Origin of the sequence: Anaerococcus obesiensis (genome assembly GCF_016599815.1) — a bacterium.
In the GTDB taxonomy this organism is placed as follows: Bacteria; Bacillota; Clostridia; order Tissierellales; family Peptoniphilaceae; genus Anaerococcus; species Anaerococcus vaginalis.
The window spans coordinates 904,138-928,608 of record NZ_CP067016.1; the positions used below are offsets into that span (position 1 = coordinate 904,138).

General features: G+C 29.0%; 24 protein-coding genes and 1 other annotated feature. Of the genes, 18 read left to right on the forward strand and 6 right to left on the reverse strand.

The features are described from left to right. Positions 1-47: 47 nt before the first annotated feature. The gene (locus I6H46_RS04515; RefSeq protein WP_026074055.1) at positions 48-620 is read right to left on the reverse strand and encodes a xanthine phosphoribosyltransferase; all 573 of its coding nucleotides are present in this window, start codon (positions 618-620) and stop codon (positions 48-50) included. Positions 621-723: 103 nt separating this feature from the next. Here I6H46_RS04515 and I6H46_RS04520 point away from each other — a divergent pair, with 103 nt between their 5' ends. Both I6H46_RS04520 and I6H46_RS04525 read left to right on the forward strand, forming a co-directional pair. Then, the gene (locus tag I6H46_RS04520) at positions 724-2,010 is read left to right on the forward strand and encodes a M18 family aminopeptidase (protein ID WP_019118220.1); all 1,287 of its coding nucleotides are present in this window, start codon (positions 724-726) and stop codon (positions 2,008-2,010) included. A gap of 9 nt (positions 2,011-2,019) precedes the next feature. After that, on the forward strand, positions 2,020-2,319 hold the full coding sequence (locus I6H46_RS04525) for an MTH1187 family thiamine-binding protein (protein WP_004838072.1): 300 nt from the start codon (positions 2,020-2,022) through the stop codon (positions 2,317-2,319). A gap of 60 nt (positions 2,320-2,379) precedes the next feature. Here the strand turns inward: I6H46_RS04525 and I6H46_RS04530 are convergent, their stop codons facing one another. Further along, on the reverse strand, positions 2,380-3,705 hold the full coding sequence (locus tag I6H46_RS04530) for an NCS2 family permease (protein WP_019118219.1): 1,326 nt from the start codon (positions 3,703-3,705) through the stop codon (positions 2,380-2,382). A 99-nt stretch (positions 3,706-3,804) separates the two neighbouring features. Here I6H46_RS04530 and I6H46_RS04535 point away from each other — a divergent pair, with 99 nt between their 5' ends. The 7 genes from I6H46_RS04535 (at position 3,805) to I6H46_RS04565 (ending at position 12,554) form a co-directional block, all read left to right on the forward strand. Further along, the gene (locus tag I6H46_RS04535) at positions 3,805-5,058 is read left to right on the forward strand and encodes a hemolysin family protein (protein ID WP_019118218.1); all 1,254 of its coding nucleotides are present in this window, start codon (positions 3,805-3,807) and stop codon (positions 5,056-5,058) included. A 7-nt stretch (positions 5,059-5,065) separates the two neighbouring features. Then, a complete protein-coding gene (locus I6H46_RS04540; protein ID WP_019118217.1) occupies positions 5,066-6,721 on the forward strand; it encodes a putative manganese-dependent inorganic diphosphatase in 1,656 nt (551 codons plus the stop codon). Between the two features lie 286 nt (positions 6,722-7,007). Next, on the forward strand, positions 7,008-8,018 hold the full coding sequence (aroF, locus tag I6H46_RS04545; protein WP_019118215.1) for a 3-deoxy-7-phosphoheptulonate synthase: 1,011 nt from the start codon (positions 7,008-7,010) through the stop codon (positions 8,016-8,018). A gap of 1 nt (position 8,019) precedes the next feature. Further along, a complete protein-coding gene (gene aroC / locus I6H46_RS04550; protein WP_200226230.1) occupies positions 8,020-9,096 on the forward strand; it encodes a chorismate synthase in 1,077 nt (358 codons plus the stop codon). Next, on the forward strand, positions 9,089-10,129 hold the full coding sequence (locus I6H46_RS04555; protein ID WP_019118213.1) for a prephenate dehydratase: 1,041 nt from the start codon (positions 9,089-9,091) through the stop codon (positions 10,127-10,129). Before aroC ends, I6H46_RS04555 begins: the two co-directional genes overlap by 8 nt. An 8-nt stretch (positions 10,130-10,137) precedes the next feature. Further along, positions 10,138-10,406 (forward strand) — a binding site (T-box leader). Between the two features lie 52 nt (positions 10,407-10,458). After that, positions 10,459-10,986: a tryptophan transporter gene (locus tag I6H46_RS04560; RefSeq protein WP_019118212.1), complete on the forward strand. Its 528-nt coding sequence runs from the start codon at positions 10,459-10,461 to the stop codon at positions 10,984-10,986. Between the two features lie 212 nt (positions 10,987-11,198). Next, entirely contained in the window at positions 11,199-12,554 is a 1,356-nt protein-coding gene (locus I6H46_RS04565) for an alanine/glycine:cation symporter family protein (RefSeq protein ID WP_456151203.1), read from the forward strand. A 47-nt stretch (positions 12,555-12,601) separates the two neighbouring features. Here I6H46_RS04565 and I6H46_RS04570 read toward each other — a convergent pair whose 3' ends face one another. Beyond that, positions 12,602-12,817 (reverse strand): DUF1858 domain-containing protein, encoded by a 216-nt coding sequence (locus I6H46_RS04570; RefSeq protein ID WP_004838081.1) that lies wholly within the window; start codon positions 12,815-12,817, stop codon positions 12,602-12,604. Positions 12,818-12,916: 99 nt separating this feature from the next. Between I6H46_RS04570 and I6H46_RS04575 the strand changes: the two genes are divergently transcribed. From I6H46_RS04575 to I6H46_RS04590, 4 genes are all read left to right on the forward strand, one after another. Further along, entirely contained in the window at positions 12,917-13,249 is a 333-nt protein-coding gene (locus I6H46_RS04575; protein ID WP_200226232.1) for a hypothetical protein, read from the forward strand. A 61-nt stretch (positions 13,250-13,310) separates the two neighbouring features. After that, a complete protein-coding gene (htpG, locus tag I6H46_RS04580; RefSeq protein WP_200226234.1) occupies positions 13,311-15,155 on the forward strand; it encodes a molecular chaperone HtpG in 1,845 nt (614 codons plus the stop codon). A gap of 9 nt (positions 15,156-15,164) precedes the next feature. Next, positions 15,165-16,550, forward strand: coding sequence for an aminopeptidase (locus I6H46_RS04585; RefSeq protein ID WP_019118206.1), 1,386 nt, complete (start codon positions 15,165-15,167; stop codon positions 16,548-16,550). A 92-nt stretch (positions 16,551-16,642) separates the two neighbouring features. Beyond that, entirely contained in the window at positions 16,643-16,882 is a 240-nt protein-coding gene (locus tag I6H46_RS04590) for a Veg family protein (protein WP_019118205.1), read from the forward strand. 149 nt (positions 16,883-17,031) lie between these two features. On the opposite strand, the gene I6H46_RS04595 is transcribed toward I6H46_RS04590, so the two are convergent. The 3 genes from I6H46_RS04595 to I6H46_RS04605 all read right to left on the reverse strand — a co-directional run bounded on the left by I6H46_RS04595 (position 17,032) and on the right by I6H46_RS04605 (position 19,538). Continuing rightward, positions 17,032-17,253, reverse strand: a complete 222-nt coding sequence (locus I6H46_RS04595; RefSeq protein ID WP_019118204.1) for a hypothetical protein — start codon at positions 17,251-17,253, stop codon at positions 17,032-17,034. 139 nt (positions 17,254-17,392) lie between these two features. After that, a complete protein-coding gene (locus I6H46_RS04600) occupies positions 17,393-18,733 on the reverse strand; it encodes an MATE family efflux transporter (protein ID WP_019118203.1) in 1,341 nt (446 codons plus the stop codon). A gap of 16 nt (positions 18,734-18,749) precedes the next feature. Beyond that, the gene (locus tag I6H46_RS04605; protein WP_019118202.1) at positions 18,750-19,538 is read right to left on the reverse strand and encodes a bifunctional hydroxymethylpyrimidine kinase/phosphomethylpyrimidine kinase; all 789 of its coding nucleotides are present in this window, start codon (positions 19,536-19,538) and stop codon (positions 18,750-18,752) included. A 157-nt stretch (positions 19,539-19,695) separates the two neighbouring features. On the opposite strand from I6H46_RS04605, the gene cls reads away from it, so the two are divergent. From cls to I6H46_RS04630, 5 genes are all read left to right on the forward strand, one after another. Next, a complete protein-coding gene (gene cls, locus I6H46_RS04610) occupies positions 19,696-21,297 on the forward strand; it encodes a cardiolipin synthase (RefSeq protein WP_200226236.1) in 1,602 nt (533 codons plus the stop codon). 150 nt (positions 21,298-21,447) lie between these two features. Continuing rightward, on the forward strand, positions 21,448-21,840 hold the full coding sequence (locus I6H46_RS04615) for a GntR family transcriptional regulator (RefSeq protein ID WP_019118200.1): 393 nt from the start codon (positions 21,448-21,450) through the stop codon (positions 21,838-21,840). Beyond that, positions 21,812-22,675 (forward strand): ATP-binding cassette domain-containing protein, encoded by an 864-nt coding sequence (locus I6H46_RS04620; protein WP_019118199.1) that lies wholly within the window; start codon positions 21,812-21,814, stop codon positions 22,673-22,675. Before I6H46_RS04615 ends, I6H46_RS04620 begins: the two co-directional genes overlap by 29 nt. After that, a complete protein-coding gene (locus I6H46_RS04625; RefSeq protein WP_019118198.1) occupies positions 22,675-23,928 on the forward strand; it encodes a membrane protein in 1,254 nt (417 codons plus the stop codon). The genes I6H46_RS04620 and I6H46_RS04625 overlap by 1 nt, the downstream gene beginning before the upstream one ends. A 97-nt stretch (positions 23,929-24,025) precedes the next feature. Continuing rightward, positions 24,026-24,466, forward strand: a complete 441-nt coding sequence (locus I6H46_RS04630; RefSeq protein WP_004838093.1) for a deoxycytidylate deaminase — start codon at positions 24,026-24,028, stop codon at positions 24,464-24,466. The last annotated feature ends 5 nt before the right edge of the window (positions 24,467-24,471 follow it).

Sequence of the window (24,471 nt, forward strand, 5' to 3'; positions counted from 1 at the left end):
TATTTTTTTAAATTTAAAATAAAAAAGATGGCAAAAGCCATCTTAGATTAATCTATAAATTCTATTTCTTTTCCGTCCATGTGAGAAATTCTTGCAAGAGAGTAAACATCTATGCCCATATCATCAAGAAGTTTTCTTCCGTCTTGGTAGGATTTTTCTATAACTATTCCAATACCAGCCACATTTGCACCTGCTTGTTTACAAATTGCAACCATAGCCTTGGCAGCTTGACCATTTGCCAAAAAATCATCTATCAACAAGACATTTTCATTTTCGTGTAAGTAATCCTTGCTTACAATAAGTCTTTTCATCTCTTCTTTTGTATAAGAATAGCAAGTTGAAGAAAATGTATTATCATCGGTTGTAAGAGATTTTTGTTTTCTTGCAAAAACTACATCGCAATCAAGGACAAGACCTGTGATAACTGCTGGGGCAATTCCTGATGATTCAACTGTCAAAATTTTATTTATATTTTTGTCTTTAAAATGCTCAGCAAATTCTTCTCCCATTTCTTTTATCAATTTTGGTTTTATTTGATGATTTAGAAAAGAATCAACTTTTAAAATATCTTTGCCAAGAACCTTACCATGGCTTAATATTACTTCTTCTAATTTTTTCATTATAAACATTTACCTCCGTACTCTTTTTATTATTATAAAGCAAAGTTTAACAAAAAGTCAAAAATCACTTTTATAAAGCTATCTATAGGGTAATATATATTATATGAATAGAAATGAAATAATCAATGACTTAATAGAATTTATTGACCAAAGTCCAATAAATTATTTTGCTGTCAAAAATTCTATTGATCGTTTAGAAAAAAATGGTTTTAAAAAACTAAATGAAAATGAAAAATGGAAACTAGAAAAAGGCGGAAAATATTTTGTAAGTCGTGACGATACAGCTTTAATTGCTTTTAGTGTGGGAGATGATCCAAGAAAGGGGTTTGATATAATTGGATCTCACACAGATTCTCCAACTTTTAAAATAAAATCAAATCCAGAAATGACTTCAAATGGATTTTTGAAATTTAATGTTGAAGGCTATGGGGGAATGATTGTATCTTCTTGGTTTGATAGGGATTTGTCTTTGGCAGGAAAAGTTGTTTTTGAAGAAAATGGAGAATTTAAATCAAAACTTGTAAAAATTGAAAAAAATCTTTTGACAATTGCAAACTGCGCAATTCATATAAATAGAGAATTAAATTCTGGATATAAGTACAATATGCAAGATGAACTTTCTCCAATTATAAAAACTATCGAAGATGATTTTAAAAAAGAAGGATTTTTGCAAAAATTATTGGCAAAAGAAATTGGAGTAGATGAAGAAAAAATAATAGATTTTGATTTGGCACTTTTTGATAGGCAAAAAGGATCTCTTATGGGAAGTGATGATGAATTTATTCATATTGGAAGACTTGATAATCTTGCAAGTGTCCACCAATCTCTTACAGCTTTAATTAATAGTGAAAATAAAAAATTTAATATGTGCGTATTAAATGACAATGAAGAAATTGGATCAGGCACAAGGACAGGAGCATCTTCTCCATTTTTGGATGAAATTATGGAAAGAATTGTAATGAATTTGGGTTATAATAGGGAAGATTATTTTATTTCTCTTTCTAATTCATATTTAATTTCAGCAGACCTTTCTCACTCAATTCATCCAAACTATAGTAATTTATTCGATTCTACAAATAATACAAGAATAAATATGGGTATAGGAATAAAGGTAGCTTCTAATGGTGCTTATACAACAAATGTAGAAACTAGGGCGAGATTTTTAAAACATGCAAAAAATGTTGGAGCAAAAGTTCAAACTTTTCACAACAGATCTGACAAGGTCGGTGGCTCTACAATTGGTCCAATTGTTTCTTCCAAATCCGGAATAAAATCAATCGATGTCGGCACACCAATTCTTGCTATGCACTCAATAAGAGAGTTTGGCGGAGTAGATGATCACATAGAAGCTATAAAAATATTTGAAGATTTTTACAATAAAAAATATTAGGAGGATATTATGGCAGTTATAGAATTAACAGTAGTACCAATAGGAACAAAAGAAACCTCAGTTTCAAAATATGTAGCAGGATGCGAAAAAGTTTTGAAAGAATATGAAGATTTGGAAGTAAGATTAAATCCGATGGGAACAGTTATCCATGGAGATATAGACAGGGCCTTTGAAGCAATCAGAGCCTGCCAAGAATCAGTTTTTAAAAATGGAGCAGATAGAGTTTATTCAGTAATAAAAATAGACGACAGACGCGACAAAAAAGCAAGTCTTGACCAAAAAATAAAATCAGTTGAAGATAAGATGTAAAATATTTTATCTTAATTTAAAAATTCCCCAAAATTAATGGGGAATTTTTGTTTGCTTATTTTACGAAAATAATGGAAGTAAATATCTTAGTAAAAATACTAAGGCAAGGACATAAACAAGTGGGGAAACTTCTTTTCCTTTTCCTGTTAATAATTTTACGCTTGCGTATGAAATCATTCCAAAGGCGATTCCTTCTGCAATTGAGTAAGCAAATGGCATCATTATTATTGTCATAAAGGCTGGGAATGATTCTGTGAAATCTCCAAAATTAATATCAACAATTGAATCTATCATAAATAATCCTACCATTACAAGAGCAGCTGCTGTTGCTTGAGCTGGAATTATTGTGATTAATGGATAGAAAAATATTGATAGGAAAAAACAAAATCCTGTTGATAAAGCAGTTAGTCCTGTTCTTCCACCTTCTGCAACTCCAGTTGCACTTTCTACAAATGTTGTTACGGTTGATGTTCCTAAAAGTGCTCCTATTGTTGTTCCAATACTATCTGCAAAAAGTGCACGACCAGCATTTGGCAACTGTCCATTTTCATCTAACATTTTTGCTTTTGTTGCAACTCCTGTAAGTGTTCCTATTGTATCAAATAAATCTACAAATAAAAATGCGAATACAACAGAAAACATTTCAAGTGAAAACATTGATGAAAAATCTAATTTGAAAGCAATTGGACTAAGTGATGGTGGCAATTGAATAATTCCGCCTTCTGGGAGCTTGCTTACTCCTGTAAATAGGGCAATAATTGTAGAAATTATGATTCCTATTAACAAGGCTCCTTTTGTTTTTCTTGCTGTTAAAACTGCCATAATCAAAAGTCCTATAAAAAATATAAAACTTTCTTTGCTAACTAAATTTCCAAGTCCAAGGCCTACATCATTTTTTACAATTACAGTAGAATTTAATAAACCAATTAGAGAAATAAATAATCCGATTCCTACTGATACTGCAGTTTTCAAACTTCTTGGTATGGCATTAAAAATTGCTTCACGTACATTAAAAAATGTTAAAAATACAAAAATAATTCCTTCAATAAAAACGGCTGCTAATGCAAATTCCCAACTTTTTCCCATAGTCATTACAACTGTGTAGGTAAAAAATGCGTTTAGTCCCATGCCTGGTGCAAGGGCAAAAGGAAGGTTTGCGTAAAGAGCCATAATTAAAATTGCAATTATTGATGCAATTATTGTTGCAGTAAATACTGCGCCCTTATCCATTCCGGCATCTCCCAAAATTTGTGGATTTACTGCCAAAATATATGACATAGTCATAAATGTTGTAATTCCTGCCATAATTTCAGTTTTTACATTTGTTTTTTTCTCTTTTAATCTGAAAATTTTTTCGGCAAGTGATTCGTTCGAATTTTTTTCCATAATTCCTCCTTTTTTTCGAGCATATTATATCATAATTACTTTAATTAATCACTTTATTTTTTTATAAATTTCTCATATAATGTATTCAAGGAGGAAGTTTTGACGACAAAAAATATAATTGAGTTATTTGTAATGATTTTGGGGATTTTGCTTTCTGCATTTTTTTCATCTTCAGAAACTGCTATTACTTCTGTAAACAAATTTAAATTAAGGCAACTTGAAGAAAAAAATGTAAAAAACGCATCATTGCTTAGAAAACTCGTTGATGATAGCCAAAACACAATTACAACAATTCTTGTTGGAAATAATATTGTAAATATTGTTACTACTACCATAGCTGCATTATTTTTTACTGATATTTTTGGAGCTGCTGGTGCTTTTATTTCTACAGTTGTTGTAACTATAACAGTTTTAATTTTTGGAGAAATTACTCCAAAGCTTGCAGCTCAAATTAATAGCGAAAAAATAGCTCTTAGATTTTCAAAAGCTATTTATATTGTTTCTATAATTTTAAAGCCTACGGTATTTTTATTGGGATTATTTACAAAATATCTTACAAAAAAATTATCTGATGGGGCTGATAATTCTGATAAGGTTACAGAAGAAGATTTGAAAACTATTGTAGATGTTGGGGAAGAGCAAGGCGTTATTAACAATGAAGAAAGTGAAATTATAAATAATGTTTTTGATTTTGCTGGATCTTTTGCATCTGATATTATGACTCCAAGAACTAATATGGAGGCAATAGCTATTGATTCGACTAAGGAAGAATTGGATAAATTTTTAATTGAATCTAAGCATTCAAGAATTCCTGTTTATGGCGAAAGTATTGATAATATTGTAGGCGTTTTGCACATGAAAGATATTGTTACTTTTGTCGCTGAGGGCAGAGAGCCAAGGCTTAAAGATATGCTAAGGCAAACTTACTATGCTTATGAAAATATGAATATAATTGATCTTTTTAAATCAATGAAAAAAATGAATGTGTCCCTTGCTATTGTTGTTGATGAATACGGCGGAACGGAAGGGCTTGTTTCGATTGAAGATATTATTGAGGAGCTTGTTGGAGATATTTACGATGAATATGATCCTGATGATGAAAAAGTCTACAAGGTTTCTGATAATGAATTTATAGTTGATGCAAGTATGCACATAAATGATTTTAATGATTATTTTAATAGAGATATTAAAGAAGTTAAAAATGATTCGGTTGGAGGTTTGGTAATTGATTATCTTAACCGTCTTCCTAAAACTGGAGATATTGTAAAGGTTGATGATGTTACTTTGATTTGTGAGAAGGTTGAACGTTACAAGATAAATTTACTTAGAGTTAAATTTGATAGCGAAAGTTAGAGGTATTATGAAACAAACAGTTTATATTACAGGTCACAAAAATCCAGATACTGATTCTATTTGCTCAGCCCTTGCTTATGCAAATCTAAAAAATAGGCTGGGAGATAGCGAGGCGATTCCGATTAGACTTGGTCATGTAAATCAAGAAACTCAATTTGTTCTTGATTATTTTGGAGTTAAGGCTCCTCTTCACAAGGATTCTATGAAACTTCAAATAAAAGATATTGACTATGACAATTCTTATAATGTTGATGAATCTCTTCCAATTAGAAATGCTTGGTCAATAATTCAAGAAAATAAATTGAACTCTCTTTTTGTAGTAGATGATAAGGAAAGATTAATTGGAGTTGCATCTTTGTCAAACTTAACCCATTCTTATATGGAAGTTTGGGATGATAGAATTATTGGAAGAACTCACACGCCAATTGAAAATATAGTGGATATTTTATCTGCAAAGCTTATGGTCAATCCAAAAAAACCTAGAGATTTTACAGGCAAAATGATGGTTTATGCCATGAATGAAAAAGATTCTCCAGAAACTTCTTTGGTTGGAGATGGAGATTTGGTTATAACAGGAAATAGGCTTGAAGCTCAAGAGTATTTGATAAATAAAAATATTTCTTTAATTATTTTAACCAATGGCTCTGATATGAAAGAGGAGCTAAAAAAAGAGGCTGAAAAAAATAATATTACAATTATTTCAACAGAATATGATACCTTTATGACTGCAAGACTTTTGCCAATGGCAGTTCCAATTGCAAATGTTATGAGCACAGAAAATTTGGTTTATTTTTCTCCAGAAGATACAGTTGATACAGTTCGTGAAGTTATGGGAAAAACTAGATTTAGATCTTATCCAATTGTTGATGCAAGGGGAAAAGTTCTTGGGGCAATTTCAAGATACCATTTGATTTCTGATGAGAAGAAAAAATTAATTTTGGTTGACCACAACGAAAGAAACCAATCAGTTGATGATATTGATTATGCAGAAATAATTGAAATAATTGACCACCACAGAGTAGCTAATGTTGTAACAAATCAACCCTTATTTTTTAGGGCAGAGCCTGTGGGTTCAACTGCAACCATAGTTGCAAAAATGTTTTTTGAATCAGGAATAAGACCTACAAAAGAGATTGCCGGTTTACTTTCAGCAGCAATAATTTCTGATACTCTTTTATTTAGATCTCCAACAACAACAGAAACTGACAAAAGAGTTTTAAATAGACTTACAAAAATTGCAGATATTAATCCAGAAGATTTTGCTATGAAGATGTTTAAGGCTGGAACAAGTCTTAAAAATAAATCGCCAGAAGATTTAATTGATGGAGATGTAAAAGCATTTACAATTGGAGATGACAAAATTAGAGTTGGACAAGTTATGACAATGAATCCAGAAGAATTAAATCCTATAAAAGATAAATTAATTGCTCTTATGAAAGAAAGATTAAATGCTAAGGGAGAAAATACATTTGTCCTTGTTCTTACAGATATTTTCAATAAAAAATCTGAATTATTAGTCGTGGGAAACTATCTTGATGATATAGAAAAAGTTTTTGGAAATAAGGTAAACAATGGAACAATTTCAGCTCCTGGTGTTTTATCCAGAAAAAAACAAGTTATACCAAAAATAACTGAAGCTATTATGAATTCCCACAATAATTAAACTTTACTGAAAAAAATTTCTATGCTATAATATAGAAAATTTAGAAAACAGGAGAAAATAATGAAAAACTTAAATTTTGCACAAACTAGCTTTTACTTTTTTAACTTTACTTTTGACAAAAGTAAGGCTATTTATCATGTGCAAAATTTTAAAACATTTTAAGTTTTTTTGAATTTTAGCTTCTTGGTAATAGCCAGGAAGCTTTTTTATTTTTAAATAATAAATTAGCTTAAAAAATTACATAAAAAATTTTAAAAGAAAAAAGAGATTTTATTAGGAGAAGAAAATGATTATTAAATTAAAAAATGGTGCAAATGAAAAAGAAGTACAAGATCTTATAAAAGAAATTGAAGATATGGGGCTTAAAGTAAGTAAGGCAGTTGGTTTTAAAACGACTATTTTGGGACTTTTGGGAGATACATCCAAGGTTTCAAAAGATGATATGAAATCAAAAAGTGTTGTTGATGATGTAATAAGAATCCAAGAGCCTTATAAAAAAGCAAACAGAAAATTTCACCCAGAAGATACAATAATTACTCTCGAAAATGGAACAAAAATCGGTGGTGGATCTTTTGTTTATATGGCAGGACCATGTTCAGTCGAAAGCGAAGAACAAATTGTATCAATTGCAAAAAAAATCAAAAAATCTGGTGCAACAATTTTAAGAGGAGGAGCTTTTAAGCCAAGAACAAGCCCATATTCTTTTCAAGGTTATGGCAAAAAAGCTATTGATTATCTAATAAAAGCAAAAGAAGAAACAGGTCTTGCCCTTGTTTCAGAAATTATGGAAATTAACCAATTAAAATATTTTGACAATGTAGATATTCTTCAAGTTGGAGCAAGAAATATGCAAAATTTTGATTTATTAAAAGCACTTGGAGAAGTTGATAAACCAATTTTATTAAAAAGAGGCCTATCTGCAACTTATGAAGAATTATTGATGGCATCAGAATATATTATGAGCAGGGGAAATACAAAAGTTATTCTTTGTGAAAGAGGAATTAGGACTTTTGAAACAGCAACAAGAAATACTTTGGACGTAACTGCTGTTCCATTTTTGCACGAAAAAACTCATCTTCCAATAATAATCGACCCATCTCATGCGGCGGGAATTTCAAGATATGTAAAAGATTTATCTCTTAGTGCAACGGCAGTTGGGGCAGATGGACTTATGATAGAAGTTCACGAAAATCCTGCAAAAGCATTTTCTGATGGAGCTCAATGCGTAGTTCCAGATGATTTTGACAAAATAGTAAAGGCTACAAAAAAAATCCATGATTTAAGAAAGGAAATTTAAAATGAGTCAAAGCTTTGGCAAAAATTTAAAAATAACCATATTTGGCTCAAGCCACCAAGAATATATGGGTGTAGTTATGGATAATATGAAAATTGGTTTTGAAATTGACATGGAAAAACTTAATAATTTTATGCAAAGAAGAGCTCCAGGAAAATCAAAATTTACCACAAAAAGAAAAGAAAGTGACAAGATAAATTTTATTTCTGGAGTAAGAGATAATAAAATAATTTCAAAAACCATAACAGCAATAATAAAAAATGAGAATTACAAATCCAAAGATTATGAAAATTTAAATGATATTCCAAGGCCATCTCATGCAGACTATACTAGTTTTATAAAATATGGAAATGATATGGATATGAATGGGGGAGGACCTTTTTCTGGAAGATTAACTGCACCGTTTTGTCTTGCAGGAGGAATTGCCAAGCAAATTTTAGAAGAAAAAAATATAAAAATTTCATCAAGGATTAAAAATATTGGAGGAATTGAAGATAAAAATATTGATTTGGCAAATCCTCCTATGGATGAATTGGAAAAAATTTCTCAAAAAGAAATTCTTGTTTTGGACGAAAAAAAAGAAAAAGAAATTAGAAATCTTTTAGAAGAAGTAAAAAAAGATGGAGATTCTATTGGAGGAATTTGCCAAGTTTTTGGGGAAAATATTCCAAAAGGACTTGGAGATCCGCTATTTGATTCTTTTGAGGCAAAAATTTCCTATCTTTCTTATGGGATTCCTGCTCTTAGGGCGGTTTCTTTTGGTTTGGGACTTGATGCAATGAAAATGAAAGGTTCTCAGCACAACGACCAATTTGAAATTAAAAATGGACAAGTAAAAACTATAACAAATAATGCTGGTGGAGTTGTTGGAGGAATTACAAATGGTATGCCTGTAGTTTTTGATTTAATTTTCAAACCGACTCCGTCAATTTCTATTTGTCAAAAATCATTTTCTATAAAAGAAAAAAAAGAAAAAATATTGCAAATTAAAGGACGACACGATCCATGCCTTGCCCTTAGAACTCCTCCTATTGGAGAATCTATTTTAGCTTTAACCTTATTGGACTTGTTAAATGATTGAAAATATTGAAAAAATTATTAAAAATTTAGAAAAAGAAAATTATAAAAAAGAAGATTTGGAAAATCTAGATAAACTTGTAAAAGGAAAATATAAAGATTATATGATGAGCCTTTGTGATGGAAAATTTTCGAAATATTTACAAGATAAATTTATAAGAGAAATTTTTCCTAAAGAAGGAAAAATTGCTGTAGGAGGGGCAAAAGGCTCTTATGCCGATCAAGTTTCCCATATTATTTTTCCCAAAGGTAAAATAAACTATTACAAAAAATTTAACCAAATCCTTGATTCAATAGATGAAAATATATGTGATTTTGGAATTTTGCCTTTAGAAAATTCATCTTTTGGCTCTGTAAAAGAAGTTTATAATCTAATGCTTGAAAGAAATTTTTTTATAATTGGAAATTATAAGCTAGATATAAATCATTATTTGTTGGGAAATTTAGATGCAAAACTTTCTGATATAAAAACAGTTTATTCTCATCCGCAAGCTCTTGGCCAATGTGGAAAATATATAAATAAACACGGATTTATTCAAAAAGAATATTATAATACGGCTCTTGCGAGCAAATATATAAAAGAGAAAAATGATAAAAAACTTGGAGCTATTGGCTCAAAATTTTGTGCTAAGGTTTATAAATTAAAAATAATTGACGAAAATATTCAAAATGAATCAAATAATTATACGAGATTTATTATAGTGTCTAAAAATTTAAAAATTTATGAAAAGGCAAATAAAATTTCTGTAAGGCTAAAAGCTTTTGATAAGCCGGGTTCTCTTATTAATATTGTAGAAAAATTTAAAATTTTGGGTGTAAATATGACTAAGCTTGAATCTTCTCCAATTCCTGGTTCTGATTTTGAATTTGTATTTTATTTTGACTTTGAAGGCTCTATTAAAGAGAAAAGAATTAGGAGTCTTTTGGATTTTTTATATGAAAATACTAGAGATTTTGAATTTATGGGAGCTTATATTGACTTTAACAAAGCATTTGACAAAAATATAAATTCAATATATAATCAAAATAACTTATAAGTTAAAATAATAAAACTTTGATCAGAAGTAAGTAAGTTTTATAAATCTTTTATAGAGAGTTTGTGTGTGGTGGAAACAAGCAAAGAAGTAAAACCGAATGGATCTGAGAGTGCTAAGGTGAAAAAAGTACCCAAGGCCGTCTTCCCACGTTATAGGGATATGATATGAAATTATTTTAAATTAGTATCAGAATAAAGATATGTAGGATTTATTAATTTATTGAAATTTATTTTACATAAAAAGGATGGCACCGCGAATTCAACCATTTGCTCCTTTGGAGTAAGTGGTTTTTTTATTGGAAAATTTTAAAATATTTAAAGGAGAAAATTATGAAAACAAAAACTATAACTCAAGCGTCAATTTTACTTGCAATAGGAACAATACTTCATTTGATACCAGGCTTTGTGGGAATGGTAAAACCTGATTTTATGTTGGTGTGTGTTTTTACAATTATTATTTTAAATAAGGATTTTAAAATGTCACTTGCAGTAGGTCTTGCTGGTGGAATTTTGGCAGGAATTACAACGAGTGCACCAGGTGGTTTTGTGCCAAATATTACAGATAAAATTATTTCATCCTTATTTGTATATTTTGCTGTAAAATTTTTTGAAAAAATAAAAATAGAAAATATTTTTTCGATTGGGAGCCTATATTTTCTTGGAACTGCAATATCTGGACTTGTATTTTTATTTTTGATGAATATAACAGGAGCTTTACCAGAAGGATTTGGTATAAAATTAATGTTTGTAAGCCTAGTTCTTCCAACTGCTGGCATAAATATTCTTGTAGGCTTATTTTTTGATAAAGTTATGAGCACGTATAATAAAAATTTTGCAAGAAGCCTAGCTCAGATTTGATTTAGAGCGTAGACAATTTAAATTAAGGAAAAATTTTTGATTTTTATAGGATAAAAATTTTTTTAATGGAAAAAATATAAATTATTATTTTATTTTTTTAAAAAACCTTTATAATAATAAGAATAAACTTATATTAATTAGAAAGAGGTTAGTCCGTTTTGGAAATTATAAAATTAAATGCTAAGTTGGGCGATTTTTTGTGGGGTTATCCTATGATTATCGTCTTGATTTTTGGGGGAATAGTTTTAAATTATAGGTCAAATTTTTGGGTTTTTAAAAATTTTTCTTATATTTTTAAAAATACTTTTGGAAGACTTGTTAAGGATTCAAAATCTGATGAAAATTCTATTTCTCCTTTTGAGGCGGTTTCGACAGCTCTTGCTGGAACGATTGGGGCTGGAAATATTGTAGGAGTTGCAACGGCAATTGGCTTTGGTGGTGCTGGGGCGATTTTTTGGATGTGGATTGCAAGTTTTATTTGTATGACAACAAAAATGGCTGAAGTTACTATGGCTGTTGCTACAAGAATTTCAGATGATGATGGAAAATATATTGGCGGACCAATGTATTATATCGAAAAGGGAACTGGCTCAAAATTTTTGGCGAAAATTTTTTCGTTTTTTGCTTTTATTGCAATTATTGGAACGGGAGCTTTGGTTCAATCAAATTCTATTTCTGAATCTTTAAATGCTATGACTGGTTTAAATTTGCATCTTGGTGGAATTTTAATCGTTATTTTTATGCTTTTGGTTCTTGTTGGTGGGATAAAAAGAATTGGAGCTTTTGCATCTAAAATTGTGCCTATAATGTCAGTTTTTTATATTGTAGCTTGTATTTTGATTCTTATTTTGCAAATTGAAAATTTAATTCCAGCTTTTAAAGAAATTATTATTGGAGCTTTTAATCCAAAAGCTTTTGCAGGAGGAGCAACAGGCTCTGGGATTTTAATTTCTATTAGGTGGGGGCTTGCAAGGGGAATTTTTTCTAATGAAGCAGGTCTTGGTACAGCACCCATGGCTCATGCAACAAGTCATACCGACCATCCAATTAGACAAGGAATGTGGGGAGCGATTGAAGTTTTTATTTCTTCAATGATTATTTGTACCATGACTGCCCTTGTAATTATTACAAGTGGAATTTATAAAACACAAGGCCTTGAAGGTGCTGCCCTTACGGCTGCATCATTTTCAAAATCAATTTTTTGGGGAAAATATTTGGTCTCTTTGGCTTTAGTGTTATTTGCTTTTACAACGACAGTCTCTTGGTGCTATTATGGGCAAAGATGTGTAAAATATTTGACAGGATCAAGTAAACTTTCTGATTTATTCAAATATATTTATATTATTTTTTGCTATCTAGGCTCAATCGGCGGTTTGAAATTTGCTTGGTCGGTTGCTGATACAGCAAATGCTTTAATGGTTGTTCCAAATATTTTGGCACTGATTATAATGAGCAAGACTTATAGGAAAATTTTAAATGATTTTGATAAGTACAAAGATTCAGAAAAAAAAGGAAATTATTTTTGGACTTATGATAATAAGTGGGAAAAATATTTTGAAAAAAATTAAAAATCAAAAAAGACTTTTGCATTGGTATTTGCAAAAGTCTTTTTTTTTTATTTATTTAATTTTTCAAGCAAGAAATCTGGATCAATTCCGTGAACCATACAAGCTTCATCTAAGGTTTCGTACAAAGATGAAGGACAAGCAATACAACCCATTCCTATTGAAAGGAAAGTGTTAATTGATTCTGGTTTTGCTTGGATTATATCTCCGATTAACATATCGTGTGTGATTTCCACCTTCTCTTTTTTTCTATCTTCTAAAGCCATAAAAACCCTCCTTTATGTCTAAAAATTATTTTACTATAAGAGAAATTAAAAATCAAAGTAAAATACTAGGAATTGGGGTACAATTATTTTGGTGATGTTATGAATGAGAAAAATTTAAAAAATATTATGGAATTAAGGAAAAAACTCCAAGATCTAGATGAAAATTTGGAAAAAATAAAAAAGAAAAATTCATTTTTTTCATTTTTTCTTAAATCTTTATTTTTTTCTTTGATTTTTTTATTAATTATATCTTTGGCTAAGACAAAAACGCCTACAAAAATTATGGTTTTTGTTGGAGCTTTTATTATTTCAAATTTTGTTCAGTCGATTTTAATTTCAAAAAAACAAAATGAGGAAATTGAAAAAATAAAAAGGGAAAAAATTAAAATTCAAGCTGAAATATTCAGCCTTGCCAAAGATTTAGAAAATTGAAAAAAATTTTAGAGTAAGTATAATATTAGCAGTCGGCAATGTGAAGTGCTAAGGAGGATTTATGAAAAAAGAATTTAAAGCAGAAGCCAAAAAAGTTATGGATTTGATGATAAATTCAATCTATACAAACAAGGATATTTTTCTTAGGGAATTAATATCAAACGGCTCAGATGCTATTGATAAATTATATTATAAAGATTTAAAATCAGATAAAAACGTAGACAAAAAAGATTATTATATCGAAATAATTCCAAACAAGGAAGAAAGATCTTTAACAATAAGGGATACTGGAATTGGAATGGATGAAAAAGATTTGGAAGAAAATCTTGGAACAATTGCAAAATCTGGTACAGAAATTTTCAAAAAAGAAATTGAAAGCGAAGATTTAAATAATCTAATTGGACAATTTGGAGTTGGATTTTATTCAGCCTTTATGGTAAGCAAAAAAATTATCGTAAATACCAAAAAAGATGACCAAGCTTATAAATGGGTAAGTGAAAATGCCGAAAGCTATGAAATTGAAAAATCTGACAAAAAAGAAAATGGAACAGATATTACCTTATTTTTAAAAGAAAATACAGAAGATGAAAACTATGATATTTATCTTGACAAATATAAAATCAAAGAACTTGTAAGAAAATATTCAAATTACATCAGATATCCAATCAAAATGGAAGTTACAAAGTCAAGAAAAACTAAAGATTCTACAGATGAAGATCCAAAATATGAAGATTATAAGGAAGTAGAAGTTTTAAATTCTGAAATTCCAATTTGGAAAAAATCCAAAAAAGATTTGACTGATGAAGATTATATAAATTTCTACAAGGATCAAGGATTTGGTTTTGATGATCCTTTATCATGGATTCATTTAAACATAGAAGGAACTGTTGAATTTAAGGCGATAATTTATATTCCAAGAAAAGCTCCTTTTGATTTTTATTCAAAAGATTACCAAAAAGGTCTACAACTTTATTCATCAGGAGTAAAAATTAAAGATAGGCACGAAGATTTACTTGAAGATGAATTTTCTTTTGCCAAAGGAGTTGTTGAAAGTGATGATATTTCCTTAAATATTTCAAGAGAAACCCTTCAAGAAACAAGAGAATTAAGATTTATTGCCAAACAAATAAATAATAAAATCAGATCTCACTTAATGGATTTGATGAAAAATGATAGGGAAAAATACCAAATATTTTTCAAAGAATTTGGTAACAATTTGAAAGTTGCAATTTATGAATCATTTGGAGGGAAAAAAGATAGGCTAGAAGATTTACTATTATTCAATTCCTACAGAAAAGACAAAATGATTTCATTAAATGAATACAAGAAAGATTTGAAATCAACAGATGAAAATATCCTTTATACAGTTGGAGAAAATTTAGAAAAAATCAAAAATTCCCCAGCCTTAAAATCAGTAGATGAAGACAAAGATGTTCTTTTACTTGATGAAAAATTGGATGAATTTTTGATAAAAATGCTAAATACTTACAAGGAAATTCCTTTTAAATCAATAAATCAAGTTGAAGAAAACGAAGGTGAAAACGAAGAAAACAAAGACTTGGTTGAAAAAATCAAGGAAATTTTACCTGAAGAAGTAGTAGATGTAAAAATTTCAGATAATTTATCAGAAGATGTAATTTCAATGATAAAACAAAGGGGAGATGTTTCAATTGAGATGGAAAAAACTTTAAAATCTCAAGTAAATGCCCCAGATATTAAGGCGGAGAAAGTTTTAGAAATAAATCAAAATTCCAAGGCCTATGAATTATTAGAAAAAGATTTGAAAGAAAATTCTGATGAATTTAAAATGATAGTAAATATTTTATTTGATCAAGCAAAACTTATAGAAGGACTTGAAATTGATAATCCTCTTGAGTATGCAAAAAATATATGGAAATTAATTTAGGAGAAAAAAATGACAGAGTACAAAAGAAAAAATGTCTGGGAAAATTTATCCCAAGACCAAGAAAAAGAATTAGAAAGTCTTTCAAAAGATTATATGGATTTTTTGGACAAGGGAAAAACTGAAAGACTTGCTACAAAAGAAATTATAAATTTAGCAAAAAAAGCAGGTTATGTTGACCTTGAAGAAAAAATAAAGGCTGGAAAAATAAAGACTGGCGATAAAATCTATGCAGTAAATAAAAATAAAGCTGTAGCTATGTTTCATATAGGAAGCGAAGATTTATCAGATGGACTTGCTATAGTTGGAGGTCACATCGATTCGCCAAGGCTTGATTTAAAACCTGTTCCGCTTACAGAAGAAAACGGACTTGCTTATTTAAAAACTCACTATTATGGGGGAGTAAAAAAATATAATTGGACAAATATGCCCCTTGCCCTTCACGGAGTAGTTTTTACAAAAAATGGAGAAAAAGTAGATATTTCAATCGGAGATAAGGATGATGAGCCAGTATTTTTTATCTCAGAGCTTTTAATTCATTTATCAAGACAATTGATGGAAAAATCTGCAAAAGAAGTTATAACAGGCGAGCAATTGTCAATTATAGTTGGCAATAGGCCACTATTAGATGAAAAAGAAAATCCAGTTAAGAAAAATATTTTAAAAATTTTAAATGAAAAATACGGAATTGAAGAAGAAGATTTTATAACGGCAGAACTTGAAGCAGTTCCAGCTGGAAAAGCAAGAGAGGTTGGTTTTGATAAATCAATGATAGCCTCCCACGGCCATGATGATAGAGTTTGCTCATACGCAGCTTTGAGAGCTTTGCTTGATATAAAAGAAAGTAAAAAAACTTTGGTAGGACTTTTTGTTGACAAGGAAGAAATTGGTTCAGTTGGAGCAACAGGAATGACTTCACAATTTTTTGAAAATACTCTTTTAGAAATTATGAATTTAAAAGAAGAATTTGATTTGATTAAATTTAAAAGGGCATTGAGAAATTCAAAAGTTTTATCAGCTGACGTAACCTTGGCAGAAGATCCAAACTTTAAAGATGCAACAGAAAGTCAAAACTCAGCACAAATTTCTCACGGAGTTGCCTTAACAAAATACACAGGCTCAGGTGGAAAAGGTGGATCAAATGATGCAGATGCAGAATATTTATCACAAGTTAGACTTGCTTTTAATAAAGATGAAGTAATTTTTCAAACAGGAGAGCTTGGAAAAGTTGATCAAGGTGGTGGAGGAACAATAGCCTATATTCTTGCAGAATATGGAATGGATGTAGTTGATTGTGGAACGCCAGTAATATCTATGCACGCACCAATAGAATTAATTTCGAAAGCAGATTTCTACTCAACTTTTACAGCTTATAGAGCCTTTTATAAAAATATTTGACAAGAATTTTAATCTAGCGTATAATATTACGCTAATTTGACTTATCCACAATTTTGTTGTATAATATATACAAATGCATGGAAGGTGGATATATGGAATTTAAATCAGTTAGTGAAATAAGGTCAGAAGTTAAAAAAAACGTAGGAAAAGAAGTTACTTTAAAAGCTGATAAGGGTAGAAAAAGAATTGTTACCAAAAGCGGTATAATTTTAGACGCTTTCCCAAGTGTATTTACAATAAAAGTAAATAATGATTTTGATGCAGAAAGAACTGTATCATACAGCTACTCAGATGTTTTAACATCTACAGTTAGATTACAAATAAACAATTAATTATAGATTAATTCAAAAAATCATCCTAATATTTTGAGGATGATTTTTTTGATTTTAATTTTATTAAAAAAATTAATTTGAATTTTGATTTAAAAAATTTCAACAAAAAAGAGCAAGAAATTCTTGCTCTTTTTTTGTTTAAAATTTAATTATTTATTTGATCCAGCGTCTGAAGCAGGTGTACTAGCATCGTTTGATGATGGTGTGCTTGCTGCGTTTGAATCCATTGTACTAGCGTTAGAATCAGATTTTTCTGTAGTTGTTGTTGAAGCTGGTGTGCTTGAAGCGTTTGATGTTGTGTCAGCTTTTTTTCCACATCCTACTAAAGCAACTGTTAATGCTAATACTGGTAATACTTTTTTAATTTTCATTGTTTAATCCCCCTGTTTAAAAAAATATACTTACTATCTTAACCGATAGTAAGTATAATATACCAGATTTGAAGAAAAATTCAAATATTTATGTGAAAAATATTTTTATTTTATAATATATAATTAAAATCTCATTTAATTAAATTTCTATATTGACCCAATCGCCTTTTCTAAATCTTGTCCATAATCCGATAAATCGTGAAACTTGATCTGCTAGAACTCCTATCCAAATTCCTTGAAGTCCCAAATGAATAATATTTACAAAAAATAATGTTGCAGCAGATCTTATAAAGGTAATTGAAATCAAACTTACGGCAAGTGTATATTTTACATCGCCTGCTGCTCTCAAAGCTCCTCCAAAAATTATTTCAGAAATTTGGAAAATAACTATGAATATAAGATAAAAAGTTATTACAGAGCCCATAGCTATTATTTTGTCATCATCAAAAAATAATCTGAAAATATTTTTTCTAAACAATACAAAAATAACAGATATTATTATTGAAATTGTTAAGCCAATTTCTTGGCAAGTTTTTCCATATTTTATTGCTTCTTCTTTTTTTCTTGCTCCGAGGGCATTGCCTGTAAGGGCAACTGCTGCAACCTGCATACCATCCCCGAATGAAAATGAAAGAGAAAGCAAATTCATTCCTACATTGTGAGCTGCAAATTGGTCTGTTCCAAGTTTTGCGGCTGTGATTGCTGTAACCAAAAATCCAATTCTTGCTGCTATATTTTCTATAAAAATATTTGAGCCTAGTCCAAAAATTTCTTTAAATATAAAATTTGAGAAAGTAAGTTTATATTTTTTTATAAGCCCAAAAGACATATATGATGATCTTCTAAAAAGAGAAGAAAAACTCATAACTGCTGCAACAAAAGCTCCCAAAACTGTTGCGATTGCAGCTCCTTTTACTCCTAATTTTGGAAAACCAAAATTTCCATTTATAAGTAAATAATTGAAAAATATATTTATAATAGAAGAAACTAGATTTGTTGTAAAGGCTATTTGTGTATTTCCACTTCCCCTTTGGCCTGCATTTATTGTCATGGAAATTACATTAAATATCATTCCTGCCATTATAATTTTAAAATATGAAACTCCCAAATCGTGAGTGTCAGGAGATGAGCCTGCAAGTTTTATAATTTGTGGAGTAAATATTACAAAAATTGAAGAGATTATTATACATAAACTAACAGCTACAATCATTGCAGTAACCATAGTTTGGTTCGCCATTTTTTTATCTTCTTCGCCTTTTCTTCTTGCAACTAGGGCTGAAACTGAAACGGAAATTGCAATAAAGAAGGAAAGGGCGATAAATTTTGGCTGGGTTGTAAGTCCAATTGCAGCAACTGCTGATGAACCGATTGATGAAACCATAAAGGTATCAATTAAGCCTGCCAAAGAAATAAAAAATGACTCCAAGACAGACGGCCAAGCAATTTGCAAGGCCCTTTTCCAATATTTATTTTTAATCAAAAAACTACCTCACTTTCTATAATTTTTTCAAAATTTCATTTATACTAATATCATTTGCTTTATCATCAATCTTAATTTGCATATCAAGAATACAAGCTATCATATCCCTTGTATTTTTAATTGCAAGTAAAAAATCATTATTTTTCAAATAATTTGCCAAAAAAATTGAGTCAAACAAGTCCCCGCTTCCGCCAAAAGACTTGTCCAAAAATTTATAATCTTCTTCTATAAAATATTTATCCTTAGCCAAAATAAAATGTCTGTTTCCATCTTCAACACTTGTAATAATAAATTTTTTACCGATATTTTCATAATAATCTACAATATCATGAGCTTTTTTAAATTTATTATCAGTCAAAAGCCTTGCCTCTGTGAGATTTGGAATAATTATATGGGCATAATCTGCCATATATTTATAAATTTCTACAATATTTTTATCAAGACCACTATAGATTTTTCCAGAATCTCCCATGATTGGATCAAGTACCATAAATAGATTATTTTCTTTTACAAAATCACAAATTATTTTTGCCTGATTAAAATTTAAAACAAAGCCCACAAAAACTGCCTTATATTTTCTGTTTTGCTTTTTATAAACTTCAAGAGTATTGGTCAAAAAATTACTAGAATCAAAAATTTCTATGGGTTTTAGAGAAAACATATTTGAAATTAAAGCTGTAGGTACAAAATCTACATCAAAAGAATAAAAATTTAATACACTTTTGCAAAGACTTCCACCAATATTTCCACTTGAAAGAAAGTCATTAATAAGCAAAATTTTTTCATTATTTTTACAAGATTTCATATAACTCCTTTAAAAAAAATACTAATTCATTCTTATAGAACTATTATAGTTATATTAATGAAAATAAGCAAATAAGAAGATTTTTGTTAGATTTTTTAATAAAATATTTTAAATTTTTATCCTGTTAAAATAAGGCGAAATTAGGTATAATAATATCATGAAAAAGTATAATAACAATATGAAAAAATATAATAAAAAAATTAAAAAAATATTAAACGATAACAAATTTGTTGAAAAAACAAAATCATCTTTATTGAAAGTTGTTTTTGGCAGGGCGGGTTTGTATGTTTTATTGGTACTTGCTCAAATTTTTATTTTTATGGCAATACTTAGACATCTTTCAATCGACCCATCTGTAATTTTTGGATCATCAGCATTAATAGCGGCAATTTCTTTGCTTGTGATTTTGTCAATGGATGTAAATCCTTACGAAAAGCTTTCTTGGTTTTTTCTAATTGCAGCTTTTCCTACTTTTGGAATTATGTTTTTTATCTTATCAAGAATTGATATAGGAAAAAAAATCGAAGAAAGCTCAATTATGGATAGCGAAGAAGAAACCAATTATCTGCACACAATCGATGAAGATTTGGTAGAAGAATTAAAAAATGAAGATAAGGAATTTTATAATTTAGTAAAATATTTAAATGATTACGGCTCATATCCTGTAAGCAAAAATAATGATGCAAAATATTACAGAGTTGGAGATGACGCAGTTAATGATATTATTGAGGCGATAAGAAACGCCAAGGATTTTATTTTTGTAGAATTTTTTATAATACACCAAGGATATTTTTGGGGGACAATTCTAGAAGAGCTTGCACAAAAAGCAAGTGAGGGTGTTGAAGTAAGACTTATGTATGATGGAACAAATGCAATTTTAAATCTACCAAAAAATTTTCCAGAAGAGATGGAAAATCTTGGAATAAAATGCAAAGTTTTTTCTCCAATAATTCCAATTATATCAACCTACCACAACAACAGAGATCATAGAAAAATTTTGGTAGTAGATGGCAAAGTAGCTTTTACAGGCGGAGTAAATTTGGCTGACGAATATATAAATGTAGAAGAAAGATTTGGCCATTGGAAAGATACTTTTATAAGATTAAAAGGCCCAGTAGTTCAATCATTTACAATTATGTTTTTGCAATTGTGGGATAGCGAAGAAAAAGAAGATTTAAAAAGATATTTACAAACATATTCACAAAAGTCACAAGGCTATATGATTGGAGTTGGAGATAATCCGATTAGAAAAGAAAGATTTTTCAAAAATATTTATATGCACATACTAGATACAGCTAAAGACTACGCCTATATCATGACACCTTATTTAATTATAGATAATGAAATGACAAAATCTTTAACTTTTGCAGCAAAAAGAGGAGTAGATGTAAGAATAATTCTTCCAGCTATTCCAGACAAAAAAATTCCATATATGCTAGCAAAATCTCATTACAAAAAATTAATTGAATCCGGAGTTAAAATTTATGAATATTTGCCAGGATTTATCCATGCAAAAACTTGGGTTTCCGATAATGAAAAAGCAGTAGTAGGATCAGTAAATGTAGATTATAGAGCTCTTTATTTAAATTTTGAATGCGGAGTGTATATTCACAAACATCCAGTAATAAATGAAATATTAAAAGATTTTGAAATAAGTTTTGATATAGGAAAACAAATAAGCCTTGACGATGTAAAATCTTATCCAATTTATAAAAAAATAATAGCTTTCATAGTAAAACCATTTGCCCCATTAATGTAAACCTAGTTTTATCTAGGTTTTTTTCTTTGAAAAATTTTAAAATAAATTTCAAAAAAATATTTGACAAGAAAAATATTCTAGTTATAATTGAATTAAGAAGTGTATGGAGATACACCATACACCATACAGAAATTATAGGAAGGGGTTTTTATGTTTGATTTAAATAGCTCATCTCAAATTCCTTTGAATGAACAAATCGTTGAGCAAACAAAATTAATGATTGCTCAAGGAATTTTGATTGACGGCGACACTATGCCATCTGTAAGAGATTTATCAAAAGCTCTTTTGATTAATCAATCTACCGTTCAAAAAGCCTACAACAAATTAAAAGAAGAAGGAATTTTGCTTACAAAAAAAGGTCTTGGGACTTTTGTAAGTTTAGATGATGAAATAATTGATGTAAAAAAAGAAAAACTTGAGAAAAAACTCTACGATATTTTTTTGAAATGTATTTTTTATGGAATAAGTTTTGAAAAGATTAAAAATATTTATGAAAAGAGCAAGGAGGACTCTAATGGCTGTGGAAGTAATGAGCCTTTATAAATCTTTTGGGGAAAATAAGGTTTTGGAAGATGTAAATTTTTCTTTGGAAGAAGGAAAAATATATGCTTTGGTTGGAAGAAATGGCTCTGGCAAAACTACTCTTTTGAAAGTAATGGCTGATATTTTTCAAAAAGATTTGGGCAAGGTTAATGTTTTTGGAAAATCTTGTGCGGAGGATAAGCACATATTGGAAAATATTGTTTATTTGCCTGATAGGTTTGATTATTTTGATTATATATCGGTTGAAAAAATGCTTGAATATTATGAAGTTATTTATCCGAATTTCAACAAAAAATTTGCAAAAAAAGAGCTTGAAAAAAATAATATAGATTTAAAAAAATCTTTGAGATCTTTTTCAAAAGGATATAAAAATTTGATTGGGCTTTTGGCTACTATTTCTACAAATGCAAAAGTTGTTCTTTTGGATGAAATTCTTGATGGGATGGATGTTTTAAATAAGGAGATTATTCTTACTTATATTTTGGATTTGAAAGAAGAAGGAAGAACTGTTCTTGCATCAAGCCACGAGCTTGAGGAATTGGCAAAAGTTGCTGATGAAACTCTCTATCTTTCTAAGGAAGGAAAACTTACAAATCTTTATCAAAATAAGGAAAAATTTGTTAAGTTGCAAGTGGTTGTAAAGGATGAATTAGATCCAAAAATTCTTGAAAAATCTGTTTTGAGATTTCATTTGGGAAGAGTTTATACAATTTTGATTGATAATAGAGAAAATATTCTTGATGATATAAAAAGAAATGAATCTATTGTACAATTTGATGTTTTGGAATCAAAAATTGAGGATAATTTTTATTGGGAGAAGGGAAGGAGTAAATAATGAAAGACTTTAAGAAAGAAATTAAAATTCTTACAATAAGAAATGGATTTTGGATAATTCTTGCTGTTTTAGTTAGCCTTCTTTTTTATGGAGTTTTCCAAACAAATACCTTGGAAGAAAAACATGATTCTTTGGTTAGTGTTACAAATAAAATAAATATCATGGCAAATACAGGCAAGAAATACAAAAAAGATGTAGTAATAGATAAAGAATTCTTTGAAAAAAATGATATTATTTTTAAAAAAATGGCAAAAAAATATGAATATGGCAAGTATGATAATTTTAATTTTTCAAAAGCAAGTGAAGAGGAAATGAAAAAATATGATGAGTATTATTTAAAAAATGGAGAATATTTGCAAAACCTAACTAGCTATAACTATTTGTCAAAAGAGATGAAGGAAAAAACGAACAATTTCTTTTCAATTCCTATAAGTATTACGGGTATGATTGTGGTTTTAGTTTTGGGATTTTTATTTTCATCAATGGAGCATTCAACTTCTTATTATGAATTTGCCAGAACTTATCCATGGACAAAGAAAAAAGATTTTCTAATGAAAATTATATTTGGGCTTGTAATTATTTTTGGCTTTGTTTTGATAAGCTCAATTTTAAATTATATGATAGTAAAAACTTCAAATGTTGAAATTTTAAAAACTGGCGTCAAATATATTCCAGGAAATTTGAAAAATTTTGGATTTTTGTCAGCTATTTATCTTACAATTTTGTCAGTAGGTTTTATGGCAGGAAATATTTTAGGTCATGTTGGACTAGGCGTAATGACTTTTTTCTTTATTGATATTGTAAATGCTATATGGGACAGTTTAAATATGTTATTCAAAGGCGAATCTTTATATGAAAGGTCTTTAATATATTTAATTGAAAATAAAATTCCTAATGACACATCTTATTTTAACAAAATTATTAAAGTTATTTTAAGACCTGCTTCAAATTATGATAATTCTTACTTAGCCTTGGCTGGATTAATAATATTTTCCTTGCTTGTATTTATAGTTTCATATTCTTTGATAGAAAAAACGAAAACAGAAAAATCTGGAAAGATGGTTTTGTTAAAACCTATAGAAAATCTTGCGAAAGTTTTAATAATTTTGCTTTGTGCGTGCGGTGGAACTATGATTTTTCAACAATCTGTTTTCAAAGGATTCTCTATAATTAATTTTGTAATATTTGCATTTTTAATTTTTGTATTTACTAAAATATTTAATATTTTGTTTAAATTAAAATTAAAAGTTTAAAAAATTAAAAGGCTGGAGTTTATCTTCAGTCTTTTTGTGTGATTAAAATTTTAAATTTGGTAAAATAGAATAAAGAAAAAAATTAAGGAGTGAAATTATGGCAAAAGATAGGTTGACTTGGAATGAATATTTTATAAAACTTGCTCACATGGTTGCTCTTAGGGGAACTTGCGACAGGGCTTATGTTGGTTGCGTTCTTGTAAATGGCGAAAATAGAATTATTTCTACAGGCTACAATGGTTCAATAAAAGGAAATCCGCATTGCGATGAAGTAGGGCATACGATGAGAGATGGTCATTGTATTGCAACAATTCATGCAGAAATGAATGCGCTTTTGTATTGTGCAAAAGAAGGAATTCCTGTCAAAAATTCTATTTGCTATGTAACTCATTTTCCTTGCCTAAATTGCACAAAAAGTTTGATTCAAGCGGGCATTAAAGAAATTTATTATTCAAATGATTATAGAATTGATCCTTATGCAATAGAACTTTTGGAGAAAAATAAAATAAAATATGAAAAGATAGAAAATAGAAATTGAGAATA

What these genes read in the sequence shown, in the direction of transcription:
- I6H46_RS04515 (WP_026074055.1), bottom strand. Translation starts at nt 620, where the DNA reads ATGAAAAAATTAGAAGAAGTAATATTAAGCCATGGTAAGGTTCTTGGC.
- I6H46_RS04520 (WP_019118220.1), top strand. Translation starts at nt 724, where the DNA reads ATGAATAGAAATGAAATAATCAATGACTTAATAGAATTTATTGACCAA.
- I6H46_RS04525 (WP_004838072.1), top strand. Translation starts at nt 2,020, where the DNA reads ATGGCAGTTATAGAATTAACAGTAGTACCAATAGGAACAAAAGAAACC.
- I6H46_RS04530 (WP_019118219.1), bottom strand. Translation starts at nt 3,705, where the DNA reads ATGGAAAAAAATTCGAACGAATCACTTGCCGAAAAAATTTTCAGATTA.
- I6H46_RS04540 (WP_019118217.1), top strand. Translation starts at nt 5,066, where the DNA reads ATGAAACAAACAGTTTATATTACAGGTCACAAAAATCCAGATACTGAT.
- aroF (WP_019118215.1), top strand. Translation starts at nt 7,008, where the DNA reads ATGATTATTAAATTAAAAAATGGTGCAAATGAAAAAGAAGTACAAGAT.
- aroC (WP_200226230.1), top strand. Translation starts at nt 8,020, where the DNA reads ATGAGTCAAAGCTTTGGCAAAAATTTAAAAATAACCATATTTGGCTCA.
- I6H46_RS04555 (WP_019118213.1), top strand. Translation starts at nt 9,089, where the DNA reads ATGATTGAAAATATTGAAAAAATTATTAAAAATTTAGAAAAAGAAAAT.
- I6H46_RS04560 (WP_019118212.1), top strand. Translation starts at nt 10,459, where the DNA reads ATGAAAACAAAAACTATAACTCAAGCGTCAATTTTACTTGCAATAGGA.
- I6H46_RS04565 (WP_456151203.1), top strand. Translation starts at nt 11,199, where the DNA reads ATGATTATCGTCTTGATTTTTGGGGGAATAGTTTTAAATTATAGGTCA.
- I6H46_RS04570 (WP_004838081.1), bottom strand. Translation starts at nt 12,817, where the DNA reads ATGGCTTTAGAAGATAGAAAAAAAGAGAAGGTGGAAATCACACACGAT.
- I6H46_RS04575 (WP_200226232.1), top strand. Translation starts at nt 12,917, where the DNA reads ATGAATGAGAAAAATTTAAAAAATATTATGGAATTAAGGAAAAAACTC.
- htpG (WP_200226234.1), top strand. Translation starts at nt 13,311, where the DNA reads ATGAAAAAAGAATTTAAAGCAGAAGCCAAAAAAGTTATGGATTTGATG.
- I6H46_RS04585 (WP_019118206.1), top strand. Translation starts at nt 15,165, where the DNA reads ATGACAGAGTACAAAAGAAAAAATGTCTGGGAAAATTTATCCCAAGAC.
- I6H46_RS04590 (WP_019118205.1), top strand. Translation starts at nt 16,643, where the DNA reads ATGGAATTTAAATCAGTTAGTGAAATAAGGTCAGAAGTTAAAAAAAAC.
- I6H46_RS04595 (WP_019118204.1), bottom strand. Translation starts at nt 17,253, where the DNA reads ATGAAAATTAAAAAAGTATTACCAGTATTAGCATTAACAGTTGCTTTA.
- I6H46_RS04605 (WP_019118202.1), bottom strand. Translation starts at nt 19,538, where the DNA reads ATGAAATCTTGTAAAAATAATGAAAAAATTTTGCTTATTAATGACTTT.
- cls (WP_200226236.1), top strand. Translation starts at nt 19,696, where the DNA reads ATGAAAAAGTATAATAACAATATGAAAAAATATAATAAAAAAATTAAA.
- I6H46_RS04615 (WP_019118200.1), top strand. Translation starts at nt 21,448, where the DNA reads ATGTTTGATTTAAATAGCTCATCTCAAATTCCTTTGAATGAACAAATC.
- I6H46_RS04620 (WP_019118199.1), top strand. Translation starts at nt 21,812, where the DNA reads ATGGCTGTGGAAGTAATGAGCCTTTATAAATCTTTTGGGGAAAATAAG.
- I6H46_RS04625 (WP_019118198.1), top strand. Translation starts at nt 22,675, where the DNA reads ATGAAAGACTTTAAGAAAGAAATTAAAATTCTTACAATAAGAAATGGA.
- I6H46_RS04630 (WP_004838093.1), top strand. Translation starts at nt 24,026, where the DNA reads ATGGCAAAAGATAGGTTGACTTGGAATGAATATTTTATAAAACTTGCT.